This window comes from Pontixanthobacter aestiaquae (assembly GCF_009827455.1).
In the GTDB taxonomy this organism is placed as follows: Bacteria; Pseudomonadota; Alphaproteobacteria; order Sphingomonadales; family Sphingomonadaceae; genus Pontixanthobacter; species Pontixanthobacter aestiaquae.
In genome coordinates this window covers 363,281-389,794 of the sequence record NZ_WTYZ01000001.1, presented here as the reverse complement: position 1 = coordinate 389,794, position 26,514 = coordinate 363,281, and the positions used below count along the sequence as shown (strand labels likewise).

26 protein-coding genes are annotated in these 26,514 nt (G+C 57.1%); 16 read left to right on the top strand and 10 right to left on the bottom strand.

The window, feature by feature from the left end; genetic code table 11:
• Nucleotides 1–25: 25 nt before the first annotated feature.
• Both clpA and GRI35_RS01740 read right to left on the bottom strand, forming a co-directional pair.
• Complete coding sequence (gene clpA, locus GRI35_RS01745; RefSeq protein WP_160612428.1) at nt 26–2,422, bottom strand: ATP-dependent Clp protease ATP-binding subunit ClpA; 2,397 nt, start codon at nt 2,420–2,422, stop codon at nt 26–28.
• 113 nt (nt 2,423–2,535) lie between these two features.
• The gene (locus GRI35_RS01740; protein ID WP_160612427.1) at nt 2,536–2,736 is read right to left on the bottom strand and encodes a DUF1192 domain-containing protein; all 201 of its coding nucleotides are present in this window, start codon (nt 2,734–2,736) and stop codon (nt 2,536–2,538) included.
• Between the two features lie 162 nt (nt 2,737–2,898).
• Here GRI35_RS01740 and GRI35_RS01735 point away from each other — a divergent pair, with 162 nt between their 5' ends.
• The 6 genes from GRI35_RS01735 (at nt 2,899) to GRI35_RS01710 (ending at nt 9,330) form a co-directional block, all read left to right on the top strand.
• Nucleotides 2,899–3,909: an NAD(P)H-quinone oxidoreductase gene (locus tag GRI35_RS01735; RefSeq protein ID WP_160612426.1), complete on the top strand. Its 1,011-nt coding sequence runs from the start codon at nt 2,899–2,901 to the stop codon at nt 3,907–3,909.
• The gene (locus GRI35_RS01730; RefSeq protein ID WP_160612425.1) at nt 3,902–4,519 is read left to right on the top strand and encodes a glutathione S-transferase family protein; all 618 of its coding nucleotides are present in this window, start codon (nt 3,902–3,904) and stop codon (nt 4,517–4,519) included. Before GRI35_RS01735 ends, GRI35_RS01730 begins: the two co-directional genes overlap by 8 nt.
• Before the next feature lie 105 nt (nt 4,520–4,624).
• Complete coding sequence (locus GRI35_RS01725) at nt 4,625–5,554, top strand: UDP-2,3-diacylglucosamine diphosphatase (RefSeq protein WP_160612424.1); 930 nt, start codon at nt 4,625–4,627, stop codon at nt 5,552–5,554.
• Entirely contained in the window at nt 5,551–6,630 is a 1,080-nt protein-coding gene (locus tag GRI35_RS01720) for a glycosyltransferase family 4 protein (protein ID WP_160612423.1), read from the top strand. Before GRI35_RS01725 ends, GRI35_RS01720 begins: the two co-directional genes overlap by 4 nt.
• 134 nt (nt 6,631–6,764) lie before the next feature.
• On the top strand, nt 6,765–7,535 hold the full coding sequence (locus tag GRI35_RS01715) for a DUF1013 domain-containing protein (protein WP_160612422.1): 771 nt from the start codon (nt 6,765–6,767) through the stop codon (nt 7,533–7,535).
• A gap of 82 nt (nt 7,536–7,617) precedes the next feature.
• On the top strand, nt 7,618–9,330 hold the full coding sequence (locus GRI35_RS01710) for a long-chain-fatty-acid--CoA ligase (protein ID WP_160612421.1): 1,713 nt from the start codon (nt 7,618–7,620) through the stop codon (nt 9,328–9,330).
• Nucleotides 9,331–9,360: 30 nt separating this feature from the next.
• Here the strand turns inward: GRI35_RS01710 and GRI35_RS01705 are convergent, their stop codons facing one another.
• Together GRI35_RS01705 and GRI35_RS01700 are read right to left on the bottom strand one after the other, a co-directional pair.
• Nucleotides 9,361–9,759, bottom strand: coding sequence for a bactofilin family protein (locus GRI35_RS01705; RefSeq protein WP_202390482.1), 399 nt, complete (start codon nt 9,757–9,759; stop codon nt 9,361–9,363).
• A 4-nt stretch (nt 9,760–9,763) separates the two neighbouring features.
• On the bottom strand, nt 9,764–10,933 hold the full coding sequence (locus GRI35_RS01700) for a M23 family metallopeptidase (RefSeq protein ID WP_268894016.1): 1,170 nt from the start codon (nt 10,931–10,933) through the stop codon (nt 9,764–9,766).
• A 254-nt stretch (nt 10,934–11,187) separates the two neighbouring features.
• Here GRI35_RS01700 and GRI35_RS01695 point away from each other — a divergent pair, with 254 nt between their 5' ends.
• The 10 genes from GRI35_RS01695 to wecC all read left to right on the top strand — a co-directional run bounded on the left by GRI35_RS01695 (nt 11,188) and on the right by wecC (nt 19,867).
• On the top strand, nt 11,188–11,835 hold the full coding sequence (locus tag GRI35_RS01695; protein ID WP_160612419.1) for a nicotinate-nucleotide adenylyltransferase: 648 nt from the start codon (nt 11,188–11,190) through the stop codon (nt 11,833–11,835).
• Nucleotides 11,836–11,952: 117 nt separating this feature from the next.
• Entirely contained in the window at nt 11,953–12,321 is a 369-nt protein-coding gene (gene rsfS / locus GRI35_RS01690; protein WP_235900096.1) for a ribosome silencing factor, read from the top strand.
• A 24-nt stretch (nt 12,322–12,345) separates the two neighbouring features.
• On the top strand, nt 12,346–12,768 hold the full coding sequence (locus GRI35_RS01685; RefSeq protein WP_160612417.1) for a 23S rRNA (pseudouridine(1915)-N(3))-methyltransferase RlmH: 423 nt from the start codon (nt 12,346–12,348) through the stop codon (nt 12,766–12,768).
• Nucleotides 12,769–12,772: 4 nt separating this feature from the next.
• A complete protein-coding gene (locus GRI35_RS01680; protein WP_160612416.1) occupies nt 12,773–13,987 on the top strand; it encodes a murein hydrolase activator EnvC family protein in 1,215 nt (404 codons plus the stop codon).
• 181 nt (nt 13,988–14,168) lie between these two features.
• The gene (locus tag GRI35_RS01675) at nt 14,169–15,506 is read left to right on the top strand and encodes a S41 family peptidase (RefSeq protein ID WP_160614687.1); all 1,338 of its coding nucleotides are present in this window, start codon (nt 14,169–14,171) and stop codon (nt 15,504–15,506) included.
• A gap of 3 nt (nt 15,507–15,509) precedes the next feature.
• Nucleotides 15,510–15,983, top strand: a complete 474-nt coding sequence (locus GRI35_RS01670) for a disulfide bond formation protein B (RefSeq protein WP_160612415.1) — start codon at nt 15,510–15,512, stop codon at nt 15,981–15,983.
• Complete coding sequence (locus GRI35_RS01665) at nt 15,980–16,516, top strand: demethoxyubiquinone hydroxylase family protein (RefSeq protein WP_160612414.1); 537 nt, start codon at nt 15,980–15,982, stop codon at nt 16,514–16,516. The genes GRI35_RS01670 and GRI35_RS01665 overlap by 4 nt, the downstream gene beginning before the upstream one ends.
• A 106-nt stretch (nt 16,517–16,622) precedes the next feature.
• Nucleotides 16,623–17,207, top strand: a complete 585-nt coding sequence (locus tag GRI35_RS01660) for a hypothetical protein (RefSeq protein ID WP_235900095.1) — start codon at nt 16,623–16,625, stop codon at nt 17,205–17,207.
• A gap of 58 nt (nt 17,208–17,265) precedes the next feature.
• A complete protein-coding gene (wecB, locus tag GRI35_RS01655; protein ID WP_160612413.1) occupies nt 17,266–18,390 on the top strand; it encodes a non-hydrolyzing UDP-N-acetylglucosamine 2-epimerase in 1,125 nt (374 codons plus the stop codon).
• Nucleotides 18,391–18,565: 175 nt separating this feature from the next.
• On the top strand, nt 18,566–19,867 hold the full coding sequence (wecC, locus tag GRI35_RS01650) for a UDP-N-acetyl-D-mannosamine dehydrogenase (protein ID WP_160612412.1): 1,302 nt from the start codon (nt 18,566–18,568) through the stop codon (nt 19,865–19,867).
• Here the strand turns inward: wecC and GRI35_RS01645 are convergent, their stop codons facing one another.
• From GRI35_RS01645 to GRI35_RS01620, 6 genes are all read right to left on the bottom strand, one after another.
• Nucleotides 19,868–20,881, bottom strand: a complete 1,014-nt coding sequence (locus tag GRI35_RS01645; RefSeq protein WP_160612411.1) for a GDP-mannose 4,6-dehydratase — start codon at nt 20,879–20,881, stop codon at nt 19,868–19,870.
• 31 nt (nt 20,882–20,912) lie between these two features.
• The gene (locus GRI35_RS01640; RefSeq protein WP_160612410.1) at nt 20,913–22,214 is read right to left on the bottom strand and encodes a sugar transferase; all 1,302 of its coding nucleotides are present in this window, start codon (nt 22,212–22,214) and stop codon (nt 20,913–20,915) included.
• A 120-nt stretch (nt 22,215–22,334) separates the two neighbouring features.
• On the bottom strand, nt 22,335–23,201 hold the full coding sequence (gene kdsA, locus GRI35_RS01635) for a 3-deoxy-8-phosphooctulonate synthase (protein ID WP_160612409.1): 867 nt from the start codon (nt 23,199–23,201) through the stop codon (nt 22,335–22,337).
• A gap of 175 nt (nt 23,202–23,376) precedes the next feature.
• The gene (locus GRI35_RS01630) at nt 23,377–24,183 is read right to left on the bottom strand and encodes a 3-deoxy-manno-octulosonate cytidylyltransferase (protein WP_160612408.1); all 807 of its coding nucleotides are present in this window, start codon (nt 24,181–24,183) and stop codon (nt 23,377–23,379) included.
• 35 nt (nt 24,184–24,218) lie between these two features.
• Nucleotides 24,219–25,334 (bottom strand): glycosyltransferase family 4 protein, encoded by a 1,116-nt coding sequence (locus tag GRI35_RS01625; RefSeq protein ID WP_160612407.1) that lies wholly within the window; start codon nt 25,332–25,334, stop codon nt 24,219–24,221.
• Nucleotides 25,335–25,360: 26 nt separating this feature from the next.
• Entirely contained in the window at nt 25,361–26,341 is a 981-nt protein-coding gene (locus GRI35_RS01620; protein ID WP_160612406.1) for a KpsF/GutQ family sugar-phosphate isomerase, read from the bottom strand.
• Nucleotides 26,342–26,514 lie beyond the last annotated feature (173 nt).

Genomic DNA, 26,514 nt, shown 5'->3' with positions numbered 1-26,514 from the left:
CGTAACCTCATCTAGCGAAAATGAATCAGCTCTTATCTTCGCCTTTGGCGCTATCCTCTGGCCCTTCGCCAGCATCCGCATCAGGCTTCTTGGGGGGTGTCTTTTTAGCCGCCGATTTCTTCTTGGGCTTTTTCTTGGTTGCTGCTTTTGGCGGTGCCGGGGTCACTTCGAATGTTGGCTTGCCGTCCTTCACGCTCACATGCACTTCACCCCCGCCGGTGAGCTTGCCGAACAGCAGTTCCTCCGCGAGCGGCTGCTTGATTTTGTCCTGGATCAGGCGGCCCATCGGCCGTGCACCGTAGAGCTTGTCATAGCCATTCGCTGCGAGCCAATCCCGTGCATCCGAATCGAACTGGATATGCACATTCTGGTCGGCCAGTTGCAGCTCCAGTTGCAGGATGAACTTGTCGACCACGCGGCTGACAGTGCTCTTGCCGAGATAGGCGAACGGCACGATTGCATCCAAGCGGTTGCGGAATTCGGGTGTGAACATCTTCTTCACCGCTTCGGTGCCCGCATCTTCCTTGGACACATCGCCAAATCCGATCCCGCTGCGGGCCATGTCGGATGCACCGGCATTGGTGGTCATGATCAGCACGACATTGCGGAAATCGACCGTCTTGCCGTGATGGTCGGTCAGACGGCCATTATCCATCACCTGCAGCAGGATGTTGAAGAGGTCCGGATGCGCCTTTTCGATTTCGTCGAGCAGCAGCACGCAATGCGGGTTTTGGTCGATCGCATCGGTCAGCAAACCGCCCTGATCATAGCCGACATAGCCCGGAGGAGCACCGATCAGGCGGCTGACGCTGTGACGTTCCATATATTCGGACATATCGAAGCGTTTGAGCTCGATGCCCATGATGCTCGCAAGCTGGCGCGCGACTTCGGTCTTGCCGACGCCGGTGGGGCCGGAGAACAGGAACGAGCCGATCGGCTTGTCTGGATCGCGCAGGCCTGCACGGCTCAGCTTCATAGCGGTGGAAAGCCGAGTAATCGCTTCATCCTGTCCGAACACCACATGCTTCAGATCACGGCCGAGATTTTCGAGCGCCTTCTTATCGTCCTTTGATACCGATTTGGGCGGGATACGCGCCATGGTTGCAATGACCTGCTCGATCTCGCGCGCGGTGATCTTCTTCTTGCGGCGGCTTGGCGGCAGCAGCATTTGCATGGCGCCGACCTCGTCAATCACATCGATCGCCTTATCAGGAAGCTTGCGGTCGTTGATATAGCGGGCGGAGAGTTCGACGGCAGTTTTTAGCGCATCGGGCGTGTATTTTACTTTGTGGTGATCCTCGAACGCGCTGCGCAGACCTTTGAGGATTTTCACTGTATCTTCCACTGTCGGCTCGTTCACATCGATTTTCTGGAAACGGCGCAGCAGCGCGCGATCCTTCTCGAAGTGATTGCGGAACTCTTTGTAAGTGGTCGAGCCGACGCAACGGATTGTGCCGCCGCTCAGCGCAGGCTTGAGCAGGTTGGAGGCATCCATTGCCCCGCCGCTGGTTGCACCTGCGCCAATCACCGTATGAATCTCGTCAATGAACAGAACCGCTTCGGGCATCTGTTCCAATTCGTTCACAACCTGCTTCAGCCGCTCTTCGAAATCGCCGCGGTAGCGTGTACCTGCCAGGAGAGCGCCCATATCGAGCGAGTAGATCACTGCATCGGAAAGTACTTCGGGCACATCGCCTTCAACGATTTTACGCGCCAAGCCTTCGGCAATCGCGGTTTTACCCACGCCAGGATCACCAACATAGAGAGGGTTGTTCTTGCTGCGGCGGCACAGGATCTGGATTGTCCGGTCGACTTCTGGACCGCGGCCGATCAACGGATCGATTTTGCCATTCTCAGCCTTCTTATTGAGATTGACCGTGAACTGGTCGAGCGCGGTTTCTTTCTTGCTGCCGCCTTCGGCTGCCTTCTCGTCGCCAGCGGTTTCTTCGGAGCCTTGCGGGGTGCCGACATCTAGCTGTTTGCCGCCCTTGCCGATGCCGTGACTGATAAAGCTCACTGCATCGAGCCGGCTCATATCCTGCTGCTGCAGGAAGTAAACTGCATAAGAATCACGCTCGGAAAACAGTGCGACCAGCACATTTGCGCCGGTCACAGTGTCTTTGCCAGAGGACTGGACGTGCAGGATAGCGCGCTGGATCACGCGCTGGAAACCGGCGGTGGGCTGTGGGTCCGATTCCTCTTCGGTCTTGAGAGACCGATATTCCTGATCGAGATAGGTTTTCACCACCTCGCCCAATTCGCCCAGATCAACACCGCAGCTTTTCATCACTGCCGCTGCATCTTCATCGTCGATTAGCGCGAGAAGAAGATGCTCCAGCGTGGCATATTCGTGCCGCCGGTCGGAGGCATTCGCAAGCGCGTTATGGAGCGTCTTTTCGAGGTTCTGGGCGAAACTGGGCATTCAGCTATCTTTCTGCGCTAGATGATTAAGTCCTCTTGCGAGGGAGTATGAGCAGGCATGGTTAACCAAACCTAAATAGGTGTCGAGGGCGGAGTTGCGAGCGTTTGCCGCCATCAACTCTTTTTCCCGAATAAGGCGTCTGCAGCGGCCATATGTGCCGATACTTTGTCGCGGTGCGCCTTCACCCGGACGATTTCCGCTTCCAGCAGAATGATGCGTTCCGCCAGCTCCTCTTGCGAATAGGGACCGAGATCCTCGGTTGCCAGCCTGCTCGCGGCGTCGCCGGTGCGGCGGGGGAGGTCGTCGTTTTCCATAATTTACAAACTCGCAAGGGGGAGTGCTTGCTGTCAATGTCAGGTGGGGGTAGTTCGGCGACAAACAAGTGATCTGTTACGACTTAGCCACAGATCGGTGTCGTTCGGACGTGGTATGACACAATAAACGACGTAATCGGGCGGAGACCCGAGGGGGTTTGAATGGGTACTGAAATACCAGCGACTATGCAGGCGATGGGTTTTGACGAGCCCGGCGGACCGGATGTGTTGCGTGCGGAAACTTTGCCTGTTCCGCACCCTGCGCAAGGCGAGGTGCTGATTCGCGTTGCCTATGCAGGCGTCAATCGGCCCGATGTGATCCAGCGGATGGGGCACTATCCTGCACCGCCAAATGCATCGCCGATCCCCGGGCTGGAAGTTGCGGGCGAGATTGTTGCCCAGGGCGAGAGCGTGACGCCGGATTGGGTCGGGCAGAATGTTTGTGCTCTTGTCACCGGTGGTGGTTACGCGGAATATTGCATCGCTAAGATCGCGCATTGCCTGCCGGTTCCCGAAGGAATGCCGCTTGCCGAAGCCGCCGCGTTGCCCGAAACACTGTTCACCGTGTGGCATAATGTGTTCGAGCGCGGTTGGGCGTGTGAGGGTGAGACTTTACTCGTTCATGGAGGCACCAGCGGGATTGGTACTATGGCAATCAAGCTGGGCAAGCTGTTCGGACTGACCGTGATCGTGACGTGCGGAAGCGACGCAAAATGTTCCGCTGCGACCAAAATCGGCGCGGATCATGCGATCAATTACAAGTCAGCCGACTTTGTAGAGGAAGTGAAGCGCGTCACCCATGGCAATGGAGCGCAATTGGTGCTCGACATGGTCTCGGGCGACTATGTGCCGCGAAACCTCGCCTGCCTTGCGGAGGATGGTCGGCACGTGACTATCGCTGTGCTCGGCGGGATGAAAACCGAACTCAATATGGCGCAGATCATGGCGAAACGGCTGACTTTAACGGGATCGACATTGCGGGCCCGTCCGGACGCATTCAAAGCTCTGCTCTGCGACGAGATATTCCAGACTGTCTGGCCGCATGTCGAGGATGGTTCGCTTAGGCCTGAAATGGACCAGACTTTCCCGCTGGAAGAGGCCGCTGCGGCGCATGCGCATATGGAGGCGGGCGGCCATATCGGCAAAATCGTGCTGGGAACCGGAAATGACTGAGAACTACACGCTTCACGAAGACCCGCGCAGCGGCAATTGTTATAAGATCAAGCTGACCGCTGCGCTGCTCGGTCTCCCGCTTGAAACCAAGCAGTATAATATTCTCAAGGGTGAAACACGAACGCCCGACTTTATGGCCAATGTAAATCCGAGCGGCCGCATTCCCGTGTTGCAGATCGACGATAAGTTCCTTCCGGAAAGTAATGCAGCGTGTTGGTACCTGGCCGAAAAATCGGCGCTTATTCCCGATGATCGCTTCGCCCGCGCGGAAATGCTCCGCTGGATGTTCTTCGAACAATATAGTCACGAACCGAATGTCGCGACCTTGCGGTTCTGGATGCAATTTGTCGGTGAGGCCAATCTGTCAGATCAGCAACGCTTGCAGATTATGGCCAAACGCACGGCGGGTGCGGAAGCGCTGTCGCTGATGGATAGCCATTTGGCCGCACATAAATGGATGACAGGTGATGCTGTGAGCCTCGCTGATATTGTACTCTATCCCTATACTCACGTTGCCGATGCAGGAGGCTTCCAGCTCGCTGACTACAGGCACATATGCTCATGGATCGAGCGCGTAGAGGCGCTACCGGACTTTATCGCAATGGATTGACGCGGAAGTGTAATTGTTACGCCAATCCGTCACTGAACTGAGATTCTGCTGTCATAGAACGCTGCCAATACAGCCCTTGCACCAACAGACGGGAGCAAGGGACGAATGGCTGTTCTACCGGATATCGAGAGCTCTGCAGATTCCGCGGTGCACTATAACGCTTTGGGCAATATTGCCGATTTCCCGGTTAAACCGCCAGCCATTCCTGAACCCGACGGCGGCGAACGGCAAAAATACCGCACGATCTGGATCAGTGATATCCATCTCGGAACAAAGGGCTGTAATGCAGAATTGCTGATCGACTTCCTCGACCATACCGACAGCGAAACGATGTATCTGGTAGGCGATATTATCGATGGCTGGCGTCTGAAAAAGAAGTTTTACTGGCCTGCCGAGCATAATGACATCGTCTGGCGGGTCCTCAAACGGGCCAAGCGCGGCACCCGGATCGTTTATATTCCTGGAAACCACGACGAGATGATTCGGCCATTCTCCGGGATGAGTTTCGGCGGTGTCGAGATCAAGCGAGCCGCATTTCATACTACTGCCGATGGGCGCGAACTGATGGTCATACATGGTGATGAGTTCGACACAATTATGTTGGCTCACCGCTGGCTCTCTTTCGTAGGTGACGCGCTTTATCATTTGGCGATGGGCCTCAACATATGGGTCAACCGCGCACGAAGAGCGTTTGGCTTGCCCTATTGGTCGCTCTCTAAGACCGCCAAACACCGCGTGAAGAACGCAGTTGAGTTCATTTCCCGTTACGAAGAAGTTGTCGCGCGCGCGGCCAAGGAGCGCGGGGTCGATGGCGTGGTGTGTGGCCATATCCACACAGCAGAGATCCGCGATTTCGAAGGCGTCCAATATTACAATGACGGTGATTGGGTCGAGGGTTGCAACGCTCTGGTTGAGCACTTCGATGGGCGCATGGAATTGCTCCACTGGCCCGAGGAGATCGCAAACCGCGCTGGTGCCAAACACGCAACTGGAACCGAGGGGGTTGAGCGATCAACGGGAAAAGTCGCGGCATGAACCAGTTTGTCGACTGCACGCGCAACGCAGATGCAGCTTGGAAATTGCCACAGCGCATCGTGATCATCACCGACGCGTGGTTGCCACAAATGAACGGTGTAGTGCGCACGCTCACTACCACGTGCGAAATTCTGCGCAAATGGGGCTGTGACGTTACGATCATCTCTCCCGATCAGTTTCGTTCTGTCCCATGTCCGACTTATCCTGAAATTCGCCTGGCATTGGCCCGACCGGGCGCGGTAGCAGCACGTATTGCAGGGCTCGCTCCCGAGGTTGTGCATATTGCGACTGAAGGGCCACTAGGCTTCGCGGCGCGGCGATATTGTGTTACGCGTAATGTGCCGTTTACCACTGCTTATCACACGCAATTCCCAGACTATTTGGCAAGCCGGACGCCAGTGTCGGCGGATACATTCTGGCGCTATATCGAGTGGTTCCATCGCCCTGCGCAACGCATAATGGTTGCGACCGAGAGCATTCGCACTGAACTGCGTGCCCGCGGCCTTAACAATCTGCATCAATGGAGCCGGGGCGTTGATCTCGATTGCTTTACGCCCGAAGCTCCTGCCCCGGCTGAATTTGCTGATTTGCCGCGTCCAATCCAGCTTTATGTCGGGCGTGTGTCGGTCGAAAAGAATATCGAAGCGTTTCTGTCAAACCCTTACCCCGGCAGCAAAGTTGTTGTCGGAGACGGCCCAGCAAGAGCCGCGCTCGAGCGGAAGTTCCCGCATGTGCATTTCCTCGGAAAACGGTTCGGGCGCGATCTGGCCGGATGTTACGCTGGCGCCGACGTGTTCGTTTTCCCCAGCAAGACCGATACCTTTGGCCTAGTGATGATCGAGGCGCTGGCTTGCGGCACACCAGTCGCGGCGTTTCCTGTCCCGGGTCCGGTCGATATTGTCACAGATGCAACTGGCGCGCTGTCCGATGCTTTGGAGCGTGCAGTTGCGGCGGCAATGTTCAGCAACCGGGCGGACTGCGCGCTTTATGGTGCAACATTCGGCTGGGAAGCTGCCACCCGCCAATTTCTCGACGGGTTGGTACCGGCCGGGCATGATGATGTGATCGCTGCGTAAATGCTTGCCCAAAGGCGGTGCATGCCCTAGATCATCTTCATAACGGCCGCTCCGCAAGGGGCGGCCCTATTATTTCTGCCCGTATTTTCCGGAGATTTCCCGTGGCGCAATCTAAGCCCCAAGCCAAACCTCTCATGCCGCACGCAACGGCCACATGGCTAATCGATAATAGCGGTCTTGCGTTCGAGCAGATTGCCGAGTTCTGCGGCCTGCACATTCTCGAAGTGCAAGCGATGGCGGATGATCTGGCGGGCAGCAAATATACCGGCCGCGATCCGCTGCATTCTGGCGAATTGACGCAGGAAGAGATTGCTAAAGGCGAGGCAGACGCGAGCTACAGCCTGGTTATGCAGAAAGCTCCGGTGGAAGTTACGCGCACTAAGGGGCCGCGTTATACCCCCGTGTCGAAACGCCAGGACAAGCCCGATGGGATTGCTTGGCTGCTGCGCAACCATCCCGAAATTTCCGACGCACAGGTGTCCAAGCTGATTGGTACAACGCGCAATACGATCAATGCGATCCGCGACCGGACGCACTGGAACATCCAGAACATCCAACCGAAAGACCCGGTAACGCTGGGTCTGTGTTCGCAGCGCGAGCTCGACGCAGTGGTCGCCAAAGCGGCGAAAAATATTCCGGTTCCCGAGGTGGATGAAGAGGCTGAAGTTGCAGCGCCCACGGTCGAGAAGGTCAGCGACAAAGACAAGCTGATTGCTGAACTCCACGCAGAACGTGCCGCAGAAGAGAAGGCTGCTGCGGAAGCAGCACAGGAAGCCGAAGCTGCTGCATGGCTTGAAGCCAAACGTGCGGGCGAAGCCGATGGCAGCGCTGCGGCGGCAGAGCAGAATCCGCATGAGGAAGCTGTCGAAGACAGCGCCGTGGAAAGCACCAGCGACAGCGCGTAAATTTGCCGCATTTGGCAAAAAGGCGCTGAGTTGGCTGGAATGGGACTTGCCCTGATCGCGGGGCGCTGCCATTCCCGCTTACATGAGTGTCAGTAGCGCCAGTAACCCGTTCGCCGAAGTCGTCTATCACCACGCATCGCCGTGGGACACTGCATTTGAGCCGATGGCGTTGCCCGATATGTTCGCGGCCACCACGCGGTGCTTCCCCGATGCGCCGCTTGCGTATTTCATGGGGCGGCGCTTCACTTACAAAGAGCTGTTCAGCGATGCGCAGCGTTTCGCACTTGCGCTGAAAGAACGAGGCGTAGAGCCCGGCGACAGGATCGGTCTGTTTCTGCCCAATGTCCCGCTCTACATCTCGGCCTATTATGGGGCGATGATGGCGGGCGCGGTCGTCGTGAACTTCTCGCCCCTATACACTGTCGAGGAGCTTGCACAGCAGGTTGCCGATTCGGGCACCAAGACCTTGGTGACGATCGACGTACCCGAGCTCTTCGATACGGCTGAGAAGGTGCTGGATTGCTCTGAGCTAGAAACGCTCGTGGTCGGCAAATTAGCTGCAATGCTGCCGGGCCTCAAAGGTCTTGCAATGAAGCTCTTCGCACGCAGTAAGATTGCCAGGATTAGCTATTCTGATGCGATCTTGGCGTGGGACCAGCTGTTGCAGAGTGCGAATTCGGCGCTGTACTTGTTTCAAAAGCACCCCGATTTACCCGAAGTCGCAACCGATGCATTGGCTTTGCTGCAATATACCGGTGGCACAACCGGTGCGCCCAAAGGGGCGATGTTGAGTCACTCCAATCTGTCGATAAACGCGCAGCAAGTCGCATCAATCAATCCGTTCGACAATGCGCAGGACGAGGTATTCATGGGCGCATTGCCCATGTTCCATGTATTTGCGAACACCGCGCTTCTCAATCATGCGGTTGTTACCGGCGCATCGATAGCGATGGTGCCGCGCTTCGAAGTTGCGCAGGTGCTGGATACGATTGCCAAGCATGGTGCGACCGGTTTCCCCGGCGTGCCGACCATGTTTCAGGCCCTGCTCGATAATCCCAAGCTTGCGAAGACCGATTTTTCATCGCTCAAGGTCTGTATCTCTGGCGGCGCGCCAATCTCAGCCCCAACACGCGAGAATTTCGAAAACGCAACCGGCGTACGTGTTGTAGAAGGCTACGGCCTGACTGAGAGTTCGGGCGTAGTGTCGGTCAATCCCTATGATGGTGTGCGCAAATCGGGGACCATCGGGCAGGTTGTCCCAGGCACTCTGGTGCGTTTCGTCGATAAGGAAGACGCTACCAAACCTGCTGCCGAAGGTGAGCCTGGCGAGTTAGTCATTCGCGGGCCACAGATCATGCAAGGGTATTGGAACCGGCCGGATGCTGCGGCCACTGCTTTTGTAATTATCGAAGGTGAGCCTTGGCTGCGCACCGGCGATGTTGCCGTGATCGATGATGACGGGTTCATCCAGATTGTCGACCGCACCAAAGATATGATCGCTGTGGGCGGCTTCAAAGTCTTCCCAAGCCAAGTCGAAGCGGTGCTGGTTGAGCATGAGGCAGTTAAGGAAGCGCTGGTGATCGGGATGCCGGATGATTATCTCGGCGAAACACCATACGCGTATATCACTCTCAACGAAGGGATTGCTGCCAGCGGTGAGGAACTGGCTACATGGCTTAATGAGCGGGTGGGCAAACACGAACGCGTGTCGAAAGTTGTGGTCCGTGACGAGTTACCGAAAACAATGATCGGCAAGCTCGACCGCAAAGCGTTGCGAGCCGAAGTTCAAAAATAATTTGATATGAGCCCGCTCGAACGGGCGCGCTTAGTTCGCGACGATGAGCTTGGGCTCCTCGTCGCTACCGGCCGCTGATTTACCCTTGGTAGAACCGGTGTTTTGCGATCCCTGAAGTGCAAAACGTCCTTCAACTTGTGCGCCTTGCTCAATTGTCAATGCGTCATACTGCACATCGCCGTGGATCTTGGCGGATTTTAGAATGACCAACTCGCGTGCGGTAATAGAGCCGGTAAGCGTACCAGCCATGCGGGCGGATTCCGCTTTGATCGCGCCGTTGATGTTACTCGCTTCACCCTGAACGAGTGAGGCGCAGGTGATGTCACCTTCAATGGCACCGTCAACATGCAGTTCGGTTGATGCCGACACATCCCCTTTGATGGTCACATCCGAACCTATCACCGAAAAGGTCGAGTTCTTGCTGGACATGAAATTACTCGCCTGGCTGACGCGGGGCGTCTGCTGCTCGGGCTTTTTTGAGAACATGGGGGGCTTTCTCCAAGAAAGGGCGCGGGTTTACCGCGCGGCCGTTAATACGCACTTCGAAATGCAAGTGCGGGCCGGTTGAGCGGCCTGTATTGCCAATCGCGCCAATGACGTCACCGGCGGCGACATCCTGCCCCACAGCGGCTGCGAATCTGGACATGTGAGCGTAGCGTGTCATCAATCCGTTACCATGGCTGACTTCGACCGTTTTTCCGTAGCCAGATTTCCAACCGACATATGACACAGTGCCTTGGGCCGCAGAATAGATTGGCGCGCCGCGAGGGCCTTTGAAATCCAGGCCAGAATGCATTGCGCCCCGGCGAGTGAAAGGATCGCGGCGATAACCGAAGCCTGACGAAATGGACTCGGGATTAGCGGGGGCGACTTGCGGTATACCTTGTAAGCCGCGTTCCAGCGCAGCCATGCGGGCCATGCTGAGGCCAAGCCGTTCGAAGCGCGGATCGATATTGCCGTCCGCGCTGGTCGACAGGGTGTTGAGAGGGCCGCCCATGGCTTCCTGACTCGCAGACTGTTCTATTGCGCGCGGATCAAGGCCGAGTTGACGAATAGCGCTGGCAGCGCGTGCTGCGCGGCGGTCAGCGAAACGTGTCAATCGCTCCACAAATGCCAGCTGCCGCGCTTCCAATTCGGCGAGCGCTGCGGCTTCGGGAATCAACGCACTGATCTTGGAAACAGTTTCAGTCGCTTCACTTGCCGAATCGCTAACCGTGTCTGCCTCAGATTGGTCAGTAATGTCTTCCGGAAGCGCTGCTGCTGCCGCTTCGACAAAATCCTGTCGTGCAGCCAGATCAGCTGCAACTTTGTCAATGTCGCCTGAATATGCGTCAATACGTTCTTGTGTCGTCGCGACGCGCGCCTCGCGCTCAAGAAGAGATGAGCGCTCCGCTTGGGCTTGATATTGAGCCCAAGCCATAACCGCCATGGAGATACCCCAAGCGAGCAGGGCCGCAAGCACCACAAGCGCTGCGATTTTCTGCACTTTGGACGATACCTTGATGAAGCGAACTTGACCCTGCGACCGCATGAAAAATTCGCGGTCCGGGAACCAGTCAGCCAAACGGTTACGCCAACCGTCTGCTGTTATGTTTTTAACCAATGGAAAGTCCCCACGACCCGTTATCTTTATTGAGCGGCGCAGCTAGCACGGGAATCGTCGAGGGTCGAATCGGTTTACCCTGGCGTAAGGACATTCGAAGCCGAATCGACGGAATCCCGCGATGAAACGTTTGAACGTTCCCAAGTTTGTAGAGATTCAGTTTGCGAATCGCTCAATCTTTGCGGTTTAAAGATCCGATTCGCAACACGATCTGACCGCCTGACAGAACTTGCGGCTGGTGCTAGGTGATCCGCATGACGATCCGGACAGGGCTTCTTGGCGGCAGTTTCAACCCTGCGCATGGCGGACATCGCCGGGTTTCGCTGTTCGCGATGGAGGCGCTAGGGCTGGATGAGATTTGGTGGCTGGTTTCGCCTGGCAATCCGTTGAAACCGAAACAGGGCATGGCACCCCTTACCGCGCGGATGCAGTCCGCGATCGAGCAAGCCAGACGAGTGCCGATTAAGGTCACCGCGATTGAGCGGGAAATGCAGACTCGCTATACCGTCGATACGCTCAAGAAGATCACCGTGCGCTATCCCAAACGCGATTTCACATGGCTGATGGGCTCGGACAATCTCGCGCAATTTCACCGCTGGCGGCGCTGGCGCGATATCGCGAGAACAATGCCGATTGCGGTCATCGCGAGGCCCGGCTATGAGGCGGATGCTGTTGCCAGTCCCGCAATGGCGTGGCTCAGGCGTTACCGGATGTCTGCAGCGCAGTTTAGACAAGGGACCATAAGGAGCGCACCGGCACTGGTGACATTACGATTTGACCCCGATTCCCGCTCGGCTACCGCTATCCGGCAGGCCGACCCGAACTGGGCATCCCGATTGTCGACCTATTCGCTGCGTGACCAAGTGACTCACCGCATAGTTTCAACAGATGAAGCGATTTGAGCAGCATGATAGGCTGCTCACCATCCTCATTTCACAATTATACAAAGTTCATTCATGATAACCGAGGTATCCAGAACGCCTATGACTGAGGCGCCACCAACTAATGCCGATTCCGCTATGACTGAGGTCAAGGCTGAACCGGGCTCGCCGCTCGCCACTGTGCTGTCACAGCTCGACGATGATCAGGCGCAAGATATCGTGACGATCCCGCTAGAAGGTAAATCGAGCATCGCCGATCATATGGTGATCGCGTCGGGCCGCTCGACACGCCAGGTCGCGTCGATGGCGCAGAAGCTGGCCGAGCGGATTAAGAAAGACGGGCATGGCCCGGTCCGCTTGGAAGGTCTGCCTGCCGCCGATTGGGTGCTGGTCGATGGCGGCGATGTGGTCGTTCATCTGTTCCGTCCGGAAGTCAGGAGCTTCTACAATCTCGAGCGGATGTGGGCTTTCGGTGATGCGCCTCCGGTGGCATCGGGCAACGCCTAAGAACTAGCTGCGCGGAACTGATCCATGCAGCTTCATGTCATTGCGCGCGGAAAGATCGCCCGCTCTCCAGAGGCCGAACTGGTTGCGCGTTACGAGAAGCGGCTGACGTGGCCGGTGAAACTCACTGAACTGCCTGAAACTGGCGGCAAGATTCCCGAACCTCAGACGCCTTGCAAAACCGTGTTGCTTGATGAGCGAGGGCAGCAATTCGATTCCGAACGTTTCGCCAAGTTGTTAGGCGGCTGGCGCGACGACGGCATGCGCGAAGCGCGCTTTGTGATCGGGGCGGCGGATGGTCACACGCGCGCAGAGCGGGACAGCGCAGACGTGCTGATCGCATTTGGTAAGGCCACTTGGCCGCATTTGATGGCCCGGGCAATGTTGATGGAGCAACTCTACCGCGCCACGACAATCCTTGCGGGCCATCCCTATCATCGTGCAGGGTAGGTGAATGCGGTTAACGCCCAAATTTCTCGGCATTGGATTTGTCCTTTCAGCGGCGGTGGCAACAGTCGCGTTTGCGCAGCGCGACGCAGTATTTGACGATCCGGCGACCACGCGTGAGGCGCTAAACAGGGCGCTTAGTGAAGCAGATGAGGCAGAAAAGCGCGGCAAGCGGTTAGAGGCGGAAGCCCGCGCCGCCACTGAAGCGGCGCAGAAGACCGCCACCGAAGCCGCCGCATTGGCCGCGCGGATACAGCAGGCGGAAGCGGGCATAGCAGCTGCAGAAGCGCGCATCGCACTGATTGGTGATCAGCAAAACACATTAAACCGGCGGCTGGCCGCGCGGCGTGGCCCGCTTGTGCGGCTGACGGGCGCACTACAAAAGCTTGCGCGCCGGCCATTGGCGCTATCGGTCTTAAAACCGGGCAGTTTGCGCGAAACCGTGTATTTGCGCGCCATGCTCGAAAGCACGATCCCTGAGGTCCGCAAACGCACTGCGGCTCTCCGCGGCGAAATCGAAAAGGGCCTGGCTCTGGAAAATGAGGCGCAACAGGCGCTTGCGGCATTGCGCGATAGCGAAGAACAGCTCGGCGAACGGCGCACTAGCCTTGCGGCGCTTGAAACGCGCCAGCGCTTGGCATCGCGCCAAGCGAGCGGAGATGCCGATCGTGAAGTGGAACGTGCACTCGCCCTAGCGGAAGAGGCGCGCGATCTGGACTCGCTCGTCGACCAACTCGACGCTGCGGGGAGCCTGCGCAAGGAATTGGCAGCTTTGCCGGGGCCAACGATGCGTCCCAGCAGCCCGCAAACATCGCTCGCCAGCGGTACGCCGTCACCGATACCAACGACAACCGCTCCCTCCTCGGGGTTTCGCCTACCCGTATCAGGCCGGACAATTGCTGGCTTCGGAGAAGCAAGCGACGGCGGAGTGCGCAACTCAGGCATCTCGCTCTCACCGCGCGCAGGCGCCCAGATTGTCGCGCCTGCCGAAGGACGGGTTGCTTTCGCTGGACCCTATCGGGGCTATGACCGGATTGTTATTATCGAACATGAAGGTGGCTGGACCAGCTTGGTCACGGGTCTGGCGCGCACCGACATCAGCGTCGGCCAGGAACTTGTATCCGGATCACCGCTCGGGGTTGCCGGTGGCGAACGGCCAGTGGTCACATTCGAACTGCGCCGCGACGGGACGCCGGTAAACCCGCTCCGATATCTGCAATAGCCCTGGCTATTTATCGGCCTTGCATCGGCCGATTCATTGGAGCTTACCAGTTAATGCTTCAAAACCGTTCGCCCCAGCGTGGGACGCTGCGCGAGGATCAACATTCCTCATCTGGTATTCAGCAAGCTTGCGCGATAGGGTCTGCTGGAATCGAAAGGCTTGATCTATGAAACTGGCTCGCATCAAATTTGCCTCACTTGCTCGCTCCGCTGCGCTTGTTACCGCTGTCGCGCTTATTCCGGCGACCACTGCCGGGTTTGCACAGGTTGACGGGCGCGTTGGCCCGGAGTTTGCCAAGCTGTTTGCGACCTATCAGCAGATTAAAGCCAATTACGTTGAGGAAGTCGATGACGAGAAGCTGATCCGCGGTGCGATTGATGGAATGCTCTCATCGCTCGACCCTCATTCGGGCTATCTCGATGGGTCGGACCTCCAACGCCTCGAAACGATGATCGATGGCAATTATTCAGGTTTGGGCCTTTCGGTCATAATGGACGACGGCGCGGTAAAGATCATTTCACCGTTCCGTGGCAGTCCCGCTGACAAAGCGGGTATCAAGGCCGGCGATTACATTACCCACCTCGATGGAGAGTTGATTTACGGCGGCGATCTTGATGAAGCCGTCAGCCGCATGCGCGGGCCCGCAGGTACTTCCATTCGCCTGACTGTATTCCGCTCTGGCCGCGACGAGCCATTTGACGTGACGGTTACGCGCGGCGTGATCGAGCTTGAGCCGGTCACGCACTCGCTGGCTGATGGCAATATCGGTGTTATTGCGGTCAACGAATTCTCCCGCGATGTTGGTTCCGATGTCTTCAAAGCGTGGCAAGCGATTCGCAAGGAAGCTACGGGTCGCGTGAGCGGCTTGGTCCTCGATCTGCGCTCGAACCCGGGTGGTTCGCTCGATGAGGCGGTGGCTTTGTCCGACCTGTTTCTTGAAGAGGGCCGGATCGTCTCGCAGCGGGGGCGCGCTCGTGGTGAAACTATCTACTATGATTCCGAATCGGTATTTCGCGGTGCGATCGCATCCGATCTGCCAGTTGTGGTTCTGATCGATGCGGGCTCAGCCTCCGCTTCGGAGATCGTCGCAGGCGCGCTGCAGGATCACCGCCGCGCGGTGATTATGGGCCAGCAAAGCTTCGGCAAAGGCAGTGTGCAAACATTGTTAGCACTGGGCCGTGATAGCGCTCTGAAACTGACGACCGCGCGCTACTACACGCCGGCAGGGAAGTCGGTGCAGGAAGGCGGGATCACGCCCGATATTAAAGTTCCGCAACTATCCGACCCGGATTACGCGAAGCGCGCCAAGTTCCAGATGCGCGAATCCGATCTGCGCGGACATTTGGTCAATGAATTGGCGCTGGAAGACAAGGATATGGAAACGGACAAGCTCGATGATCCGCGCTTCCAGCTGACGGCGGATGAACTGAAAGAGCAGGGTGTCGACGACTTCCAGCTCCATTATGCTCTGGAAACGCTGCGCCGGACCAAGACCACCACCGTAGCCCGCCGGGACTAGGCAATGATCGAATCGCCCCACGGCAGAATGGCGCAGAGGCTTGCGTTAGCGATTCCGGCATTGCTGCTCGGCGGCGCTTATATATCTGAGTACGTTTTCGGCCTGTTCCCGTGCGAAATGTGCTGGTGGCAGCGTTGGCCGCATTTCGCTGCGCTGGGTTTCGCTGCGCTCTCTATTGTTGCGCCGCCCAAGCGTGTACTCGTTACGCTCTCCGCACTTGCAATGGTCGTTTCGGGGCTGATTGGCGGCTTTCACGCGGGCGTCGAATATGGTTGGTGGGAAGGGATCACCGACTGCGCGGTCACTGCGGCCGTGGCGGGGGTCAGCGCTGTTGATGCCATAATGACCGCTCCAATAGTCCGTTGTGACAAATCGCCATGGGACTTGTTCGGCATAAGCCTTGCCGGGTGGAATTTTCTGATCTCTTGCGGCGCGGGTTGCGCGAATATGGCTTTACTGTTCAAAGGTCGCGCATGAGTACGATCAATAAGAGCAAAGTGAAAATTGACCGGATGATCCGGGTAGATCAGGCGGGCGAATTTGGTGCGACGCGTATCTACGCCGGCCAGCTAGCCGTAATGGGAGATCGCCATCCGATGTCTGCGGAGATTTCCGCGATGGCAGCCGAAGAAGATCGCCACCACGAGAAATTCAATGAGCTGATGGCACGGCGCGGCGTGCGCCCGACTGTGCTGCACCCATTCTGGTCGGCAGCGGGCTATGCGCTGGGTGCGGGAACGGCTCTGCTGGGTCCCGAAGCGGCCATGGCGTGTACTGCGGCGGTCGAGACCGAGATCGATAAGCATTACTCGGACCAGCTTGATGCGCTGGGAGAAGACGATGCAGATCCAGAGCTGGCGCAGATGATCGAGGAATTTCGCGAGGATGAGCGCGAGCATCGCGACGCCGCTTTGGCTGCCGGCGCCGAGAAAGCGCCCGCCTATCCGCTGTTATCGGGCGCGATTCGCCTTGGCTGCAAAGTTGCCATCAAACTGGCAGAGCGTATCTAGAGCAGAGTCGCGCGGGAACCACTTCACCCTTTTGTGCGCTTCATATAGTGTTCAGCGCATCGCGCGCTTAGTGCCGCTTATGATTATTTGTCACGGGATTTGACCGATGAAAAACCTACTCGCTGCCACATTAATAACTGCATCCGTGATTCTGGCCACGCCTGCTGCCGCGCAGGACGACGCGGGCGATAAGGTCAATATGGTCATTATCTACGGCGATGACGAGTGTCCCGAATCGACAGAGGACGTCATTAATGTTTGCGCGCGAAAAGCAGAAGGCGAACGGTATCGTATCCCGGAGAATCTGCGTGAGAGTGACAGCGGCGAGAATGTAGCGTGGGCGGAGCGTGTCGAGAGTTTCGAAACTGTCGGATCGTTTGGCACCATGTCTTGCTCACCGACTGGCGCTGGCGGCATTACTGGCTGCACGGACCAGATGATCAAAGCTGCCTATGGCGAGAAAGGTGAAAGCAAAAATATCCGCTTTGGCCAGCTCATCGAGGAAGCCCGCGCCGAACGCTTGGCGACGATCGACGAAGATGCGGCCGAGGAACAAGAGCGGGTCGAGGCGATCGAACGCGAATATCTCGAGCGTCTGGAGAAAGAGCGCGATGCGCCGCTCCCGGGTGATGAAGGCAACGCAGCCGAGGCAGAGCCTCTGCCCGATCCGAACGCTACGCCAGAAGGCTGAGCCATGAAGTTAACCCACAGATAGGCAGAATTAACCTTCCTGTCGTAAGCCGCTGCGCATGAGCCCGCCAATCAAGATCCTCAGCGTATTCGGCACACGTCCCGAAGCCATCAAGTTCTTCCCGCTCGTCCATGCGTTGGAGCGAGATGAGCGGTTCGACCAGCGGGTCTGTGTGTCCGGCCAGCATCGCGGGATGCTCGATCAAGTTCTTGAGATAGCTGACATTTCCCCCGATCATGACCTTGATCTGATGCAGCCCGACCAGACGCTTGATGCGCTGACCGCCAATCTTTTGACAGGGATCGGTAAGGTTCTCGACGAAGAAAAGCCCGATTGGGTCATCGTACAGGGCGATACAGCGACCGCAATGAGCGGTGCGCTTGCAGCGTATTACCGCAAGATCCCTGTGGCGCATGTCGAAGCGGGCCTGCGCAGCGGCAATATTCATCATCCATGGCCGGAAGAGGTCAATCGCAAGATTGTCGGCAGCTTTGCCGCTCTACATTTCGCGCCGACCCAGACGGCGGCCGGGGCCTTGAAGCGTGAAGCGGTCGATCCGGCCAGCATTTACGTCACGGGCAATACGGTCATCGATGCGCTCCATTGGATCACGGAGCAGATCAAGCAGAAGCCGGAACTCGCTACTAATCTGGCCGAGCTGGAGCAGCGCTTCGCGGGAAAACGCATCATTGGTGTGACCAGCCATCGGCGCGAGAATTTTGGTGGGGGGATGGAAGCCATTGCTGATGCGATCCGGCGAATTGCGGCGCGCGATGATGTGGCGATGATCTTCCCCGTCCATCTCAATCCCAATGTCCGCAAAGTGATGACCGAGGAGCTCGAAGGATTAGACAATGTCGCTTTGATCGAACCGCTCGACTACCCGCATTTCGCTCGGTTGCTCGACATTTGCACGCTGATGCTGACCGATAGTGGCGGTGTGCAGGAGGAAGCGCCCGCGTTGGGCAAGCCGGTGCTGGTGATGCGCGAAACGACCGAGCGCCCAGAGGGCGTCGAAGCAGGAACAGCCAAGCTGGTCGGTACTGACGCCGACATGATTGTCTCAGAGTGCAATCGCTTGCTCGACGACCAAGCGGCCTATGATGCCATGGCGCAATCCCATAATCCGTTTGGTGATGGCCAGGCGGTGGGCCGCATTGTTGAGGCCCTGGCTAAGAACTGATCCGGTTCGCGGAAGCGAATCGCAAGGCCGACCAGCCGCCCGAGCTTATGCGAGGCAGCCAAGCTGACGGATGTCAGCGCCCGGCGCTTGAGGGCCTGAACAAGCTGCTATCGTTACCGCTATGTTTACCCTTTGCTCGTAACGGTCAGGCTGAAACAAATTCAGCGGGACAATCATGCGCGGCGAAGAAAAACCCCAAGTCTGTGTTATCGGCCTCGGCTATATCGGCCTGCCGACGGCAGCAATAATCGCTCGGGCAAACTGCCCTGTCACCGGTGTCGACGTAACAGAGAGTGTGGTCGAAACGATAAACCGCGGCGAAATCCATATTGAAGAGGTTGATCTTGACGGGCTTGTGCGCGGCGTGGTCCAGCGCGGTATGCTGAAGGCCTCGACAATGATTGTGCCGGCCGACGTATTTGTGATCGCTGTCCCAACACCGTTCGAGAAAGACGGCCATCATACGCCGGACACATCCTATGTGATGTCAGCCGCGACTGAAGTGGCCGGAGTGCTCAAAAAGGGCGATATTATCATTCTTGAATCGACATCGCCTGTCGGTACGACCGAAGCGATGCGCGATCTGATTTCTGGACTGCGCCCGGATCTCAAGCTCCCCGGCAAAACCGACGAGACGCCCGATGTGGCCATTGCCTATTGTCCCGAGCGCGTGCTGCCCGGCAAAATTCTTGAAGAGCTCACGCATAATGACCGCTCCATTGGCGGAATCACCCCGCGCTGTGCCCGTAAGGCGCTGGCTTTCTACAAACGGTTTGTGCGCGGAACGTGTGTGACCACTGACGCGCGGTCGGCGGAGATGACCAAGCTGGTCGAAAACGCCTATCGCGATGTGAACATTGCCTTTGCCAACGAGCTCTCGATGATCTCGGACGAGATGGACTTGGATGTTTGGGAAGTGATCAAGCTCGCCAATCGCCATCCGCGTGTAAACATCCTGCAGCCCGGCCCGGGAGTCGGCGGGCACTGTATTGCGGTTGATCCCTATTTCATCATCCATGGCGCGCCTGCGCAATCTCCCCTGATCAGGACCGGGCGCGAGGTGAATGATGCGAAAATGCACCATGTGGTCGAGCAAGCGATCCAGCTTATCGAAGCCAATCCTGGGGCGCCGGTCGCGTGTCTCGGGCTTGCTTTCAAAGCCAATATCGATGATTTCCGCGAGAGCCCTGCACGCTTTGTTGCGGCGAAAATTGCCCGCCAATTTGGTGAGCGTGTAAAGATTGTTGAGCCTTATGCGGCTGAACTTCCGCGCGAATTCGAATCGACCGGTGCTGAGCTCGTCGATCTCGATTTTGCGCTCGAAAATTGCGGCATTCTGATTGTTCTGGTGGATCATGACATCTTCAAAGTCGTTCCAGCAGAGGAACGCCAGCATTCTGTCGTCTATGACACCCGCGGAATCTGGCCCGATGCGCAGATTAAGCCAAACAAGCCGGGCTTGCGGCTCGCTAGCTAATCACACGCTGTAATAAGACCGATACCATTCGACGAATTGCCGGATTCCCTCGCGGAAATCGGTTTGCGGCTGGTATCCGGTCAGTGACTTGAGCAAATCGGCATTGGCCCATGTCGCTGGGACGTCACCCTTCTGCATTTCCATGTAATTGCGCTCGGCCTTCACCCCGCATTCTTGCTCGATCGCGTCGATAAAGTCGGTCAATTTGACCTTGTCGCTATTGCCGATATTGACCACGCGGAATGGAGCGGCTGGCGAAAGGCTGTCCCCTTCTGCGATGTCATCTTTGGTTCCGGGTCGTTCGGGCACCGCATCGATGAGTAGCCGTATGCCGCGCACCAGATCCGTAACGAACGTGAAATCACGATACATCTCGCCGTGATTGTAAATGTCGATGGGTGTTCCATCGAGAATACCTTTGGTAAATTTGAATAGCGCCATATCGGGCCGACCCCAGGGACCGTAGACGGTGAAGAAGCGGAACATGGTCGTTGGTAGGTTCCACAGATGAGCATAGGAATGTGCCATCGACTCATTGGCTTTCTTGGTCGCGGCGTAGAAAGTCAGCGGCGTTTCGACCCGCTCCAGCTCGTCAAACGGCATGTCTTCATTCGCGCCATAGACGCTGCTGGTGCTGGCCATCAGCAAATGATCAACACCCAATTCGCGCGCGCACTCCATAATATTGAATGTGCCGGTAATGTTGGAATCGAGATAAGCACGCGGATTTTCGAGGCTGTAACGAACGCCAGCCTGAGCCGCCAAATGGACGATCACATCGGGTTTTTCTTCCAGCATCAGATCGCGCAGCGCATCGAAATCTTCGAGCATGCCGATATGCGCTTTGAAATGCTCGTTCTGGAGTAGCATTTGATGACGGCGCTCTTTGATCCGCACGTCGTAATAGTCGGTCATCCCGTCAAAGCCGACGACCGCAAAACCCTCTTTCAATAGCAATTGGGCGAGGTGGAAGCCGATAAAACCGGCTGTTCCGGTAACGAGAACCTTGCGCATTGTGTCTGTACCTTCGGAAATTGGTGGAGCGTTACTTCGCGCCGAGCCCGCCCAGCACAACGCGGATTGTTTTGAGAGCGATCAGCATGTCGAGCCAGTGGGAAATATTCTTCACATAATAAAAATCATAGCGGAGTTTGGCATTCGCATCACCAAGATCGGTAACGTGGCCCTGATTGACCTGCGCCCATCCGGTCAATCCGGGCCGGACGATATGGCGATAGGAATAGAATGGGATTTCCTTCTCATACCATTCCGAAAGGCTGATCGCTTCGGGCCGCGGGCCAATCCAGCTCATCTCACCTTTCAGGATGTTCCAAGCCTGCGGAAGTTCGTCGAGTCGTACTTTGCGCAGAAAGCGACCGACGCGAGTGATGCGGTCATCGTCGCTCTTGGTCATGGCATCTTCGCGCTTGGCGAGGGCATCGCCGCCCACTTCGCGTGTGCGCATGGTACGGAATTTGACCATTCGGAAGATTTCACCGCGAAAACCTGTCCGCTCTTGGATGAAAAGGACCGAGCCTTTGGAATCGAGTTTGATGACTAGCGTGATGACAGCCATCAGAGTCAGTAACGCTGGGCTTAAAACAATCACCGCGAGCACGTCGATTGTGCGCTTGAGCGCCATATAGGGCAGGTTCGGGATGAGCGAACCAAGGACATTTTCGCTAAGCCGGTCGATTCGCACCTGGCCTGTTTCGAGTTCCAGAATTTGCCGGTAGTGATAGACTGGGATGCCGCGTAGCGCGGCCTTGGCGAACAGTCTTTCCCAGTCGTCGTCGTGATCGAAGTGTAGATCACCAACCAGCGAGGCTTGTAGAGTACCATTGTCGATCATCGCCTCTATCTCGGCTGGCGAATTGACTCGATGCTGCCCTGGCCGGCTAGGTAGCTCTGAAACGCGCCCGCCATCGACAATAAATTGCGGCTTGCTGCCCAATCGGGTCAATGCGGTCAGCGTATAGCTCGTCGCTAGCGTCGCGACGAAACATGAGCCGATAAGCGAGATGCTGTAAGGCGCCCGAATAACGAAAATACCCGATGCCGCTGCAGCGAATGTAAGAAAATTGACTGGCAGAACGTATGATAGCCTGCGGGCCTTCGCGTACAGCCGAAGCCTGGCCAGAATATACCAACTCGCGATACATGCGATGACGACCGCCGGAACTGTACTTTCGACAATTGGTGAAGTCAGGCTGGGATCGCGCGCGGCAAACCAGATCAGCAGCGGAGCAACCACGCCAAGCAGCAGATAGCAGGTAAACTGCACGCCCTGTCTGGTCAGCGGATGGCTGTCTTGGACAGCCTTCGGTTCCGCCTGTTGCGTCAGCATCGAAAGTCCTTTCGGATCGTGGTGATGGCGATCAACCCCGTTAGCCAGCTATCGCAAGCTGCCTGTCACCTAAGCAATTTCAAACATTCGCACAAGAAACAGCCTTGCGTGGTAACTTCGTCAACCGTCGAAATCGGCGAGCGTTTCCTCCAGAAACGTGCTGCCTTTCACGGTCTGGTCGATAGCCATCAGACTTCGCAGCAGGTCGGCAAGGTGGCCAAGCGGCATTGCGTTGGGGCCGTCAGATTTGGCCTCTTTCGGATTGGGGTGGGTTTCCATGAACAGACCGGAAACGCCAACCGCTACCGCTGCACGTGCCAGAACCGGTACGAATTCACGCTGCCCGCCTGAGCTCTTGCCTTGGCCGCCGGGCAGTTGGACCGAGTGCGTAGCGTCGAACACGACTGGACGCCCGGTTTCGCGCATTATCGCAAGGCTGCGCATGTCTGACACGAGGTTCTGGTAGCCGAAGGATGCACCGCGCTCGCACACCATGATGTTATCACCATCATGCCCTGCGGCTTTGGCAGCAGCTACGGCCTTGTCGACGACATTAACCATATCGCCCGGCGCCATGAATTGCGCTTTCTTGATATTTACCGGAACGCCGGCTGCCGCGACCGTGGTGATGAAGTCCGTTTGCCGCGCGAGGAATGCAGGGGTCTGCATGATGTCAACCACTTCCGAAACAGGCGCGACCTGCTCCTTTTCATGAACATCGGTCAGAACCGGCACGCCGATTTCGCGCTTAACTTTGGCAAGAATTTCAAGACCTTCATGAAGACCCGGGCCGCGGAAGCTGGTGCCCGATGTGCGGTTCGCTTTGTCGAAAGAGCTTTTGTAAATGAAGTGGATTCCCAGATCGTCAGTGATTTTTTTAATCGCTTCTGATGTGCGCATTGCCATATCTTCGGACTCGATGACGCAGGGGCCAGCAATCAGAAAAAATGGTTGATCGAGGCCAATATTTTTACCGCAGAGTTTCATGTCAGTCTTTCTACTATAAATCGGGGGTGCATCCGGTGCGCCGCCATGCCCTAAAGGATGCAGGTGGCAATCCGATGACTACCGTGAATGTCGTTGTGGCGCCGCTTTTAGGTGAAACATCCGAAAAAGAAAATGAGTTCGATCAGCCCGGGAAGGCAGTCTGGCTGGAATGAGGCTAGTCAAGGCCCATAATTTTCAGGGATTGCTCGATATGCGGGATATCGCTGGGGTTGTTGAGCTCCCAAATCTCCCATTCGGGCGATTGCACCTCGATCGTGCGGATACCGACGCCCAAATCGAGGAAGCGCAGCTGCTCCAACCCTTCGAGTTGCTCCAAGGCGCTAGGCTGGCTCGCGACATATTTGCGCAGCGCAGCCGGCCGGTACGCGTAGAGCCCGATATGCAACAGGACTGGCAGATTGTTGTCGTCCGCTTTGTCAGCGTCAAAATGGGGAATGATCCGCTTGGAGAAATAATGCGCGTTTCCGCCAGTGGAGATCGCGCCGAAGGTCCCTCCGACGATGTTCTTCTTCTCGTCAGCGACCAGCTTGTCAAAAAGCGTGCGTGTACAGCGCACGACGGGCGTTGTCACTTCGACAGACGCATCGGCTTGCATCGCGGCAATTAGGCTTTCAACAAAATAGTCCGGAATTAGGGGGGCGTCGCCCTGCAAGTTCACCACGATATCGGGTTCACTGTCGAGTCTTCCCAGCAGTTCGGCGCATCGCTCGGTACCATTGCGGCAGGCAGACGACGTAAAAATTGCCTCTGCGCCAAAACCGCGCGCTGCGTCCAAGATCTCATCGCTATCCGACGCCACGACTACGCGCGTTCCCGAAGCCACACGTTTGGCGGCGTCCCAGCTTCGCTCAATCAGCGTTTTCGCCGCGCCACCGGCTCCGCGGAGTGTGGCGAGCGGCTTGCCGGGATAGCGCTGCGAGGCATGGCGGGCAGGAATGACGATCAGAATTTCGCCGGACATGGGGGACTTTCGTTGGGTAAGATTGGGCTGCGTCTTTAGGCGGACACTGTCAGTTCGGCAATCGCAGTGCGATATCGGTCGATCACGATGCCGACATCATATTCGCGCGCCATCAGATCGCGTCCCGCGTCGCCCATGGCTTGTTGCGTGCATGGATCAAGCTCTGCAAAGTCAAGGCAGGCCTGAGCGAGGCTTTGGGCATCACGGACTTGGCACAGCAGGCCTGATTTGCCGTTTTCGACCACTGCGCGGCAGCCTGGCGCATCAGTTGTCACAAGCGGGCGGCCCATCGCCGCGGCTTCGATCAGTGAACGCGGGGCACCTTCGCGATAGGAGGGCAAAACAACGCAATGCGCTGCTTCTACGAAGGGCCGCACATCATTAGTCGCGCCCAGATAGTCGACCGAGCCATCCTCAAAATACGGTTTGAGTGCGCTTTCGGGAATCGCCGTGCGGTTCGCCGACCCCATTGGTCCGAGGAGCTGGAAAGTGCATTTCGGGTTGGCTGTACGAGCGATACGTGCTGCCTCGAGGTATTCCATCGTCCCCTTGTCGCGAATTAAGCGCGAGATCATCAGGAATGTGATAGTTTCATTTGAGGCGGGAAGCGTGCTGACCGGGAAACTCTCCAGATCAATCCCCGACCCCGGCAGAATGCGTAATTGCCCGGCCTTCAGGAGCTTCTTGCTGACCAAGAAATCGTGATCATCATCATTCTGTACAAAGATGATCGGCAGCGCTCCCATACCCAACCGGTACAGCAGCTTTCCAATGACAAAGAGCGGCTTCGAGCCGAGGAACAGCGTACCAAGGCCGGTGACATTAGGAAGGAAGGGAATGCCAAGGGTCCGTGCTGCCATGGCGCCGAAGATGTTGTTCTTGACCGTATAGCTGAGCACAATGTCTGGACGCAGCGCATGAAAATGATTGCGGAACGTATCGATCAGCTCGATGCTTGATGCCGGGCTCAGCCCATCTACATCCATTTCCAGATGTACGAAGTGCGCTCCCAGAGTTTCTAGCTGCGCGGCAGTATCATCGTTAGGCGCGAGGATTGTAACCTGGTGGCCGTCAGCCAGCAGCGCTTCCACCACCGGCTTTCGGAAATTCCAGATATTCCAGCCTGCATTGACGGTCAGCACGATATGCATGGGCTACCGGCCTCGCTTCGAGAGATTCAGGCTGCGCCTGCGCGCAGGCAGTCGTGAATATGGATCAGCCCGACAAAAGCACCGGCATCATCGAGTACGGGCAGCGCGCTGATGTTGCGCGCATCCATCAGCGCCATTGCTTCGGTCAGGAGCATATCTGGGTCTACAGTTTGTGGTGATGTGGTGGCCGTCTCGCCAGCGTTTCGCTCCATCAGACCATCGAGATTGCGGCGCAAATCGCCATCGGTAATGACGCCTTGAAGAGTGCCATCCGCCACTACGCCGGCGACACCGAAACCCTTCGCGCTCATTTCGACAAGTACGTCACCCATTGCCATATCGGCGGGAACGCTCGGCAATTCATCTCCGGTGTGCATCACATCGCGCACGCGCATGAATTGTGCGCCCAGTTTCCCGCCAGGGTGGAAGGTGTGGAAATCTTCCTTGGCAAAACCCTTCATCCGCATCACTGCGACGGCCAACGCATCACCCATGGCGAGAGTGCATGTGGTCGAAGTGGTCGGGGCCATACCCACGCTGCAAGCCTCAGGTGCATTGGGCAGCAGCAGCGCTACAGTGCTTTGCCGCGCTAACGTGCTGTCCGAATTTTTGGTCATAGCAATGAACGGGATTGCAAAGCGGGTCAGATAGGCCAGCAGGCCATGCAGTTCGGCTGTTTCACCCGAGTTTGAAATGACAATGCACACATCATCCTTGGTGATCATGCCCAAATCGCCGTGGCTGGCTTCGCTCGGATGCACGAAAAAGGATGGCGTGCCGGTCGAGGCGAGCGTCGCAGCGATCTTGTTGCCGATATGGCCCGACTTACCCATGCCGGAGATGATGACACGGCCATTGGTGCCAACCATTAGGTCGCACGCTTTGCCGAAATCATCGCCGAGGCTGTCGGCCATCTGCGTAAGCGCGTCGGTCTCGGTCCGGATGACCTGTGCGCCATGTTCGGCGGCAGTCGGGCGAGTGATTTCTTGATGATTATTGGCAGTCATTGGCTGTGCAACATATGGCTTGGGGGCTAATGGCGGCTCTGATAGTCTTTTGCACGATCTTGGCAAGCATAGCGGATGCCGGTTTGCCGCAGCGGGCCAGCGAAAAGCGCCTTGCGATACGAGGATAAGTAGCTATTGGGCATGGGCGTTCCGGCGCATTGCCCCAGCGTATT

What these genes read in the sequence shown, in the direction of transcription:
- clpA (WP_160612428.1), bottom strand. Translation starts at nt 2,422, where the DNA reads ATGCCCAGTTTCGCCCAGAACCTCGAAAAGACGCTCCATAACGCGCTT.
- GRI35_RS01740 (WP_160612427.1), bottom strand. Translation starts at nt 2,736, where the DNA reads ATGGAAAACGACGACCTCCCCCGCCGCACCGGCGACGCCGCGAGCAGG.
- GRI35_RS01735 (WP_160612426.1), top strand. Translation starts at nt 2,899, where the DNA reads ATGGGTACTGAAATACCAGCGACTATGCAGGCGATGGGTTTTGACGAG.
- GRI35_RS01730 (WP_160612425.1), top strand. Translation starts at nt 3,902, where the DNA reads ATGACTGAGAACTACACGCTTCACGAAGACCCGCGCAGCGGCAATTGT.
- GRI35_RS01725 (WP_160612424.1), top strand. Translation starts at nt 4,625, where the DNA reads ATGGCTGTTCTACCGGATATCGAGAGCTCTGCAGATTCCGCGGTGCAC.
- GRI35_RS01720 (WP_160612423.1), top strand. Translation starts at nt 5,551, where the DNA reads ATGAACCAGTTTGTCGACTGCACGCGCAACGCAGATGCAGCTTGGAAA.
- GRI35_RS01715 (WP_160612422.1), top strand. Translation starts at nt 6,765, where the DNA reads ATGCCGCACGCAACGGCCACATGGCTAATCGATAATAGCGGTCTTGCG.
- GRI35_RS01710 (WP_160612421.1), top strand. Translation starts at nt 7,618, where the DNA reads ATGAGTGTCAGTAGCGCCAGTAACCCGTTCGCCGAAGTCGTCTATCAC.
- GRI35_RS01705 (WP_202390482.1), bottom strand. Translation starts at nt 9,759, where the DNA reads ATGTCCAGCAAGAACTCGACCTTTTCGGTGATAGGTTCGGATGTGACC.
- GRI35_RS01695 (WP_160612419.1), top strand. Translation starts at nt 11,188, where the DNA reads ATGACGATCCGGACAGGGCTTCTTGGCGGCAGTTTCAACCCTGCGCAT.
- rsfS (WP_235900096.1), top strand. Translation starts at nt 11,953, where the DNA reads ATGACTGAGGTCAAGGCTGAACCGGGCTCGCCGCTCGCCACTGTGCTG.
- GRI35_RS01685 (WP_160612417.1), top strand. Translation starts at nt 12,346, where the DNA reads ATGCAGCTTCATGTCATTGCGCGCGGAAAGATCGCCCGCTCTCCAGAG.
- GRI35_RS01680 (WP_160612416.1), top strand. Translation starts at nt 12,773, where the DNA reads ATGCGGTTAACGCCCAAATTTCTCGGCATTGGATTTGTCCTTTCAGCG.
- GRI35_RS01670 (WP_160612415.1), top strand. Translation starts at nt 15,510, where the DNA reads ATGATCGAATCGCCCCACGGCAGAATGGCGCAGAGGCTTGCGTTAGCG.
- GRI35_RS01665 (WP_160612414.1), top strand. Translation starts at nt 15,980, where the DNA reads ATGAGTACGATCAATAAGAGCAAAGTGAAAATTGACCGGATGATCCGG.
- GRI35_RS01660 (WP_235900095.1), top strand. Translation starts at nt 16,623, where the DNA reads ATGAAAAACCTACTCGCTGCCACATTAATAACTGCATCCGTGATTCTG.
- wecB (WP_160612413.1), top strand. Translation starts at nt 17,266, where the DNA reads ATGAGCCCGCCAATCAAGATCCTCAGCGTATTCGGCACACGTCCCGAA.
- wecC (WP_160612412.1), top strand. Translation starts at nt 18,566, where the DNA reads ATGCGCGGCGAAGAAAAACCCCAAGTCTGTGTTATCGGCCTCGGCTAT.
- GRI35_RS01645 (WP_160612411.1), bottom strand. Translation starts at nt 20,881, where the DNA reads ATGCGCAAGGTTCTCGTTACCGGAACAGCCGGTTTTATCGGCTTCCAC.
- GRI35_RS01640 (WP_160612410.1), bottom strand. Translation starts at nt 22,214, where the DNA reads ATGCTGACGCAACAGGCGGAACCGAAGGCTGTCCAAGACAGCCATCCG.
- kdsA (WP_160612409.1), bottom strand. Translation starts at nt 23,201, where the DNA reads ATGAAACTCTGCGGTAAAAATATTGGCCTCGATCAACCATTTTTTCTG.
- GRI35_RS01630 (WP_160612408.1), bottom strand. Translation starts at nt 24,183, where the DNA reads ATGTCCGGCGAAATTCTGATCGTCATTCCTGCCCGCCATGCCTCGCAG.
- GRI35_RS01625 (WP_160612407.1), bottom strand. Translation starts at nt 25,334, where the DNA reads ATGCATATCGTGCTGACCGTCAATGCAGGCTGGAATATCTGGAATTTC.
- GRI35_RS01620 (WP_160612406.1), bottom strand. Translation starts at nt 26,341, where the DNA reads ATGACTGCCAATAATCATCAAGAAATCACTCGCCCGACTGCCGCCGAA.